6 protein-coding genes are annotated in these 6116 nt (G+C 63.1%); 4 read left to right on the top strand and 2 right to left on the bottom strand.

Features of this window, described 5'->3' with window-relative positions; translation table 11 throughout:
- Positions 1–173: 173 nt before the first annotated feature.
- Positions 174–1478, bottom strand: coding sequence for a nicotinate phosphoribosyltransferase (gene pncB / locus NKI61_RS05500; RefSeq protein ID WP_023683568.1), 1305 nt, complete (start codon positions 1476–1478; stop codon positions 174–176).
- Positions 1479–1647: 169 nt separating this feature from the next.
- Complete coding sequence (gene gcvA, locus NKI61_RS05495; RefSeq protein WP_023671280.1) at positions 1648–2616, bottom strand: transcriptional regulator GcvA; 969 nt, start codon at positions 2614–2616, stop codon at positions 1648–1650.
- A gap of 212 nt (positions 2617–2828) precedes the next feature.
- On the opposite strand from gcvA, the gene speB reads away from it, so the two are divergent.
- The 4 genes from speB to NKI61_RS05475 all read left to right on the top strand — a co-directional run bounded on the left by speB (position 2829) and on the right by NKI61_RS05475 (position 6075).
- Complete coding sequence (gene speB / locus NKI61_RS05490) at positions 2829–3890, top strand: agmatinase (RefSeq protein WP_023714542.1); 1062 nt, start codon at positions 2829–2831, stop codon at positions 3888–3890.
- A gap of 83 nt (positions 3891–3973) precedes the next feature.
- The gene (locus tag NKI61_RS05485) at positions 3974–4768 is read left to right on the top strand and encodes a transporter substrate-binding domain-containing protein (protein WP_023729762.1); all 795 of its coding nucleotides are present in this window, start codon (positions 3974–3976) and stop codon (positions 4766–4768) included.
- Between the two features lie 6 nt (positions 4769–4774).
- Positions 4775–5431 carry an amino acid ABC transporter permease gene (locus NKI61_RS05480; protein ID WP_023739696.1) on the top strand — a complete coding sequence of 219 codons (657 nt, stop codon included), beginning with the start codon at positions 4775–4777 and terminating at the stop codon, positions 5429–5431.
- Positions 5428–6075: an amino acid ABC transporter permease gene (locus tag NKI61_RS05475; RefSeq protein WP_023711356.1), complete on the top strand. Its 648-nt coding sequence runs from the start codon at positions 5428–5430 to the stop codon at positions 6073–6075. The genes NKI61_RS05480 and NKI61_RS05475 overlap by 4 nt, the downstream gene beginning before the upstream one ends.
- Positions 6076–6116: the final 41 nt, after the last annotated feature.

The raw sequence follows: 6116 nt of genomic DNA, 5'->3' as shown, positions 1-6116 counted from the left end.
GATTGGATGTCGCCGGGGCTTTCGCCAACTTTCAAGGGTAAAGAAAGAGGCGCGGTACTCGACGCTGCCAATCTCCCCCCTTGCGGGGGAGATGTCCGGCAGGACAGAGGGGGGTGGGCGGGAACTCACGCTATCGCGATTTCCATTTCGTCCAGCAAGGCACCCGCCGACCCTCAAACCTTGACCAGCTGCTCCACGCGGTCCTTCGCCCCAAAAATCCGGAGATAGCGCTCGATCTCCTTCTTGTCGCCCGTCGCTTTCGCCGGATTGTCCGACAGCTTCACCGCCGGCCGGCCATTGGCCTCCGTCACCTTACAGACCAGCGATATCGCATCCAGGCTGTTGGTTTCGGTCGGCGCGCAGCCTTCGAAATCGTTGGTGAGGTTGGTGCCCCAGCCGAAGGACATGCGCACCTTGCCCTTGAAGTGCCTGTAGGTCTCCTCGATGGTCTCGACCTCGAGCCCGTCGGAGAAGATCAGCAGCTTCTGCCTGGGGTCCTTGCCCTTCTCGCGCCACCAGTCGATGATTTTTTCGCCGCCTTCGATCGGCGGCGCACTGTCGGGGCGGAAGCCGGTCCAGTCGGCGACCCAGTCCGGCGCGTCGCGCAGGAAGGATGCGGTGCCGAAAGCGTCGGGCAGCACGATCAGCAGGTTGCCGCCATAATAACGCTGCCAGTCCTGCAGCACCTTGTAGGGCGATTCCTTCAATTCCTTTTCCGACTTGGCAAGGGCGGCAAAAACCATCGGCAGTTCATGCGCGTTGGTGCCGAGCGCTTCGAGGTCGTTGTCCATGGCCAGCAGCACGTTGGAGGTGCCGGTGAAGGCTTCGCCAATACCTTCTTTGAGCGCCTCGACGCACCAGCGCTGCCACAGGAAGGAATGGCGGCGGCGGGTGCCGAAATCGGAGATGCGGATGCCGGGCAGCGCCTTCAAGCGTTCGGTCTTGGCCCACATCTTCCCCTTGGCGCGTGCATAGAGCACGTCAAGCGCGAAGGGACCGAAGGCGCGCATGGCGGCGCGGGAGCGAAGCTCATTGATGATCGCCAGCGCCGGGATTTCCCACAGCGTAGTGTACATCCAGGGGCCACTGAAGGAGAGCTCGTACTGCCCGTCGCGCTTGGAGAGCTCGTAGTCGGGCAGCCGAAAACCTTCCAGCCAGGCGAGGAATTCCGGCTCGAAGATCTGCTTGCGGCCATAGAAATTGTTACCGCCAAGCCAGATCATCTCCTTTTTGGAGAAGCGCAGCGTGCGGGCATGGTCGAGCTGGTCGCGCAATTCGCCTTCGTCGATGTCGTCGGCCAGGCGCACCGAGGTGGTGCGGTTGATCAGCGAAAAGGTGGCGTCGACCTTGGGGTACATGCCCCAGATCATCTGCAGCATCAGAAGCTTGTAGAAATCGGTGTCGAGCAGGCTGCGGACGATCGGGTCCAGCTTCCAGGTGTGGTTGTAGACGCGCCGCGCTATATCGGTTCTTGCCATGTCCTGCCGTCGCCTTCGCTGCTCACGTCTGTCTTACGCAATTCCGGACGGAAAACCGCCGCACTCGTTTCCTGGAATTGCCTGGCAAGAGCTTAGTAGCATTGAATTTTTGAAAGCGCTTCCCGCTTTCCGGGCTGGCCCGACAAAAAGCAGTCGCTCCGGTCCAGCCTCAACTCTTGGCGCCCACCACCCGCAGCGCCGGACGCTTCCGGCGGCTGCCGATGCGGCCAGCCACCGGCGCGTCGGCGCGGCTGTCGGCCTGTTCCTTTTCGGCGAACAGCCAGTCGACGAACAGCTGTACGATCGGCGCTGAACGCATCTCGTTGCGGCAAACGACGTAGAAATCGTCGACCGCCGGCACCGACAGGCTGAACGGCGCCACCAGCAGGCCCCTGGCGAGCAGCATGCTGGCGGTGACGGAATCGCCGAGCGCCACGCCATGTCCGTGAACCGCGGCTTCGATGGCCGTGCGGGCGTCGCCGAGATGGTGACGGCGGCCGCGTTCGAGGTCGAGCCCGTCGGCGGCGGCCAGCCAGGTGTGCCATTCGCGGCCATCATCGCCATGCAGGATGACATGGCCAGCAAGATCCCGGCAGATGCGGAGCGGCCGGTTGTTGATCAGCGTCGGGCTGACCACCGGGAACAGTTCGAGGCCCGACCATTTGCGCATCCAGCAATCGGTCCAGCTGCCGTCGCCATAGAGCACGCAGACATCGACCTGTGGGGCGCGGATGTCCTTGGGGTCGTTGGACGGGATCAGCGTCAACCTGATATCAGGATATTGCGCCATGAAGCTGCCGAGCCGCGGCGTCATCCACAGAAGCAGCAGCGCCGGCACGCAGGAGACCGACAGCGTACCGGCGCTGGCTGGCCTGGTCATGCGCTGGGTGGCGGCGGCGATGCCGTCGAAGGCGGTCGAGACCGCCGGCAGCAGTTCGGCGCCGTGCGGGGTGAGCTTTACCCGCTGTCCGGTGCGTTCGAACAGTTTTACGCCGAGTGATTGCTCGAGCGCCTTGATCTGGTGGCTGATCGCGCCGTGGGTGACGTTGAGCTCACTCGCCGCCTTGGTCAGCGAGGCATGCCGCGCCGTCGCCTCGAAGGCGCGCAGGGGATTCAAGGGGGGCAGACGCTTGGCCATGAGCAACCGGATACTCTGTGAGATTTTCTCACAATCAGCACCGTAACAATATCAATTGATTTTTCAATGCGGCTGCCGGACACTTTGGCAGGTCAACAGCATCAATGACGTGAAATCTACAGGCAGCCAGCGGGACAGCGACCCGGCCGGATGATGGTCAGTTCGCAGATGTCGCCACGGCCGCATGCATCAGCCCGCAGGAGGAGACCGACATGGGTTATGACAGAGGCAAGCTGGAAGCCTTGCGCCGCAAGTATGGCGAGAGCCATGGCGGCGAGATGTTCGACCCGAAGTTCCGCAAGGTCGCCGACAAGATCTTCTCCAAGAGCGGCACCCGACTCGCGCCCTATGCCGGCATCCCGACCTTCCTCGCCGCGCCCTATCGCGAAATCGCAGCCGACAATCCCGATTTCGGCGATTTGCAGGTGGCGATCATCGGCGTGCCGATGGATCTCGGCGTCACCAACCGCCCCGGCTCGCGCTTCGGGCCAAGGGCGCTGCGCGCCATCGAGCGCATCGGCCCTTACAATCATGTGCTGGAATGCGCGCCGACGCATGAGCTGCGCGTCGCCGACATCGGCGATACGCCGTTCCGCAGCCGCTACCGGCTGGAGGTCAGCCACGAAGACATCGAGCGCCGCACCAACCAGATCGTCGATGCCGGCGTGCTGCCGCTCTCGGTCGGAGGCGACCACTCGATCAGCCATCCGATCCTGAAGGCGGTCGGCAAAAAGGCGCCGGTCGGCATGATCCACATCGACGCCCATTGCGACACAAGCGGGCTGTTCGACATGACCAAGTTCCATCATGGCGGGCCGTTCCGCAACGCGGTGCTGGACGGCGTGCTCGACCCCACCCGCACCATCCAGATCGGCATCCGCGGCTCGGCGGAGTATCTGTGGGAGTTCACCTATGAATCCGGCATGACGGTCGTGCATGCCGAAGAGGTGACGGGTCTCGGCATTCCGGCCATCATCGAGAAGGCGCGCAGAATAGTCGGCGACGGCCCGACCTACATTTCCTTCGACGTCGACAGTGTCGATCCGGCCTTCGCGCCGGGTACCGGCACGCCGGAAATAGGCGGCCTGACGACGCGCGAGGTGCTCGAACTGCTGCGCGGCTTGAAAGGTCTCAACATTGTCGGCGGCGATGTCGTCGAGGTGGCGCCGCAATATGACGCTACCACCAACACCGCCCATGTCGGCGCCCAGGTCCTGTTCGAGATCCTGAGCCTGATGGTGTTCAGCCCGGCGATCACCGGCAAGGGGGCCTGACGGATTTCACATGCAAAGGCGGCCGCCGCGCTGGAGCCGGCGGCCGTTTCCAAAACAAACAAGCTTCCAGAAGGGGAATACCAATGACAATCCAAATGAAATCAACCATCGCCGCCGCGCTGATGCTCGCCGGCCTCGGCTTCGCCTCCCCGGCCAATGCCGACGCCGTCGACGACATCACCAAAGCCGGCGCCATCAATGTCGGCATCTTCTCCGACTTTCCGCCCTTCTCCTCGGCCAGCGCCGATATGAGCATCAAGGGCTATGACGTCGACGTCGCGCAGGCGATCGCCGATTCACTCAAGGTGAAGCTCAATCTGGTCAGCGTCACCGGCCAGAACCGCATCCCGTATCTCACCGACAAGCGCGTCGATATCCTGATGAGCGTCGGCTATTCCAAGGAGCGCGAGGAGGTGATCGATTTCGCCGCCGCCTACGCGCCCTATTACATCGCCGTCATCGGTCCGGCGGCGCTCTCCGTCAAAGGCAAGGAAGACCTTGCCGACAAGTCGATCGCCGTAAATCGCGGCACGCTCGAGGATACGTCGCTGACCGAGGCGGCGCCGGCATCGGCCGACATCAAGCGCTTCGACAACTACAACTCCGTCATCCAGGCCTTCATCTCCGGCCAGACGCAGCTGATGGTGGTCGGCAATGATGTCGGCGCCCAGGTGCTGGCCAAGCAGGACGCGCTGAAGCCGGAGCAGAAGTTCCAGCTCTTGACCTCGCCCTCGCATATCGGCCTCAACAAGAAAGAGGACCGGCTGAAGACGGCGGTCAATGATGCGGTTGCCAAGATGCTGGCCGACGGCAAGCTCGACGAGAGCTCGAAGGCCTGGCTGAAGACGCCGCTCAATCCCGACAACCTCAAGGATTGAGTTCTCGTGGCCTTTGCCTGGCTCCCAGGCGCTGTGGGCGACATCGCGCGCGGCGCGGCCACGACGATCCTGTTGATCGTCGTGACCACGCTCGTGGGCACGCTGCTCAGCATCCTGGGCGCTGCCGGCCGGCGCAACGGCCCGGTATTCGTGAAGCGCGCCATCGCGGTCTATGTCGAGGTGATGCGCAACACGCCGTTCCTGGTGCAGCTATTCTTCATCTTCTTCGGACTGCCCAGCCTCGGCATAAGGCTCGATCCGATCCTGGCAGCCATGTTGGCAATGACGCTCAACATGGCGGCCTACACCATTGAAATCGTCGGCGCCGGTCTCGATGCCGTGCCCGGCGGACAGACGGAAGCCGCCTTGGCACTCGGGCTTCGGCCACGCCAGGTGTTTGTCAAGATCGTGCTGCCGCAGGCGCTCAAGGTGATCTATCCGGCGCTGACCAGCCAGATCGTCATCATGATGCTGGAATCGGCCGTGGTGTCGCAGATCGCCGTGCGTGAGCTGACCTATGAGGCCGACATGCTGCAAGCCCGCACCTTCCGGTCCTTCGAAACCTATTTCGTCGTGACCGTGGTTTACCTCGTCCTGTCCATGGCCTTGCGCCGGCTGCTGGTCACAGGCGGGCGCCGCGTGTTGGGGGCAGGTGTCACATGATCGAATTCACCCTCTGGGACATCGTTCGCAATCTGCTGCTCGCCGCCCGCTGGACGGTGCTGTTGTCGCTGGCGGCCTTTGTCGGCGGCGCGCTGGTCGGGCTGATCGTGCTGTTCTTCAGGATCGCAGAGAATAAATGGAGCCAGCGGGTCGCTTCCGGCTACATCGCCCTGTTCCAGGGAACGCCGCTGTTGATGCAGCTGTTCCTGATGTTCTTCGGCCTGCCGATGCTCGGCCTGCGCATCGAGCCATGGACGGCAGCGGTGCTCGGCCTGACCTTCTTCGCCAGCGCCTATCTGGCCGAGATCTGGCGGAGCGGCGTCGATGCGCTGCCGCTGGGACAGTGGGATGCCGGCGCCAGCCTTGGCCTGCACCGTCTGCAGGAGCTCAGGCTGATCATCCTGCCGCAGGCGTTCTCGATCACAAGGGCGCCGATCGTCGGCTTCCTGGTGCAGTTGATCAAATCGACGGCGCTGACCTCGATCATCGGCTTCGAGGAGCTGGTCAGAACCTCCAACGCCATCAACAACGCCACCTTCGAACCGTTCAAGGTCTACGGGCTGGTGGCGCTGATCTTCTTCGTCATGTGCTTTCCACTGACGCAATACGCCCGTACGCTCGAACAACGAGCGGCGGCCCACTGACGCCAGGCGGCGACAGTGCGTGAAGGGAACCTGCCGGAATA

This window comes from Mesorhizobium sp. M0514 (assembly GCF_040321145.1).
In the GTDB taxonomy this organism is placed as follows: Bacteria; Pseudomonadota; Alphaproteobacteria; order Rhizobiales; family Rhizobiaceae; genus Mesorhizobium.
The sequence above is the reverse complement of the archived record's forward strand: the minus strand, read 5'-3'. Positions and strand labels throughout refer to the sequence as shown.

Excerpts from the sequence above, each read along its gene's own strand:
- NKI61_RS05475 (WP_023711356.1), top strand. The coding sequence starts at position 5,428 with ATGATCGAATTCACCCTCTGGGACATCGTTCGCAATCTGCTGCTCGCC.
- speB (WP_023714542.1), top strand. The coding sequence starts at position 2,829 with ATGGGTTATGACAGAGGCAAGCTGGAAGCCTTGCGCCGCAAGTATGGC.
- pncB (WP_023683568.1), bottom strand. The coding sequence starts at position 1,478 with ATGGCAAGAACCGATATAGCGCGGCGCGTCTACAACCACACCTGGAAG.
- gcvA (WP_023671280.1), bottom strand. The coding sequence starts at position 2,616 with ATGGCCAAGCGTCTGCCCCCCTTGAATCCCCTGCGCGCCTTCGAGGCG.
- NKI61_RS05485 (WP_023729762.1), top strand. The coding sequence starts at position 3,974 with ATGACAATCCAAATGAAATCAACCATCGCCGCCGCGCTGATGCTCGCC.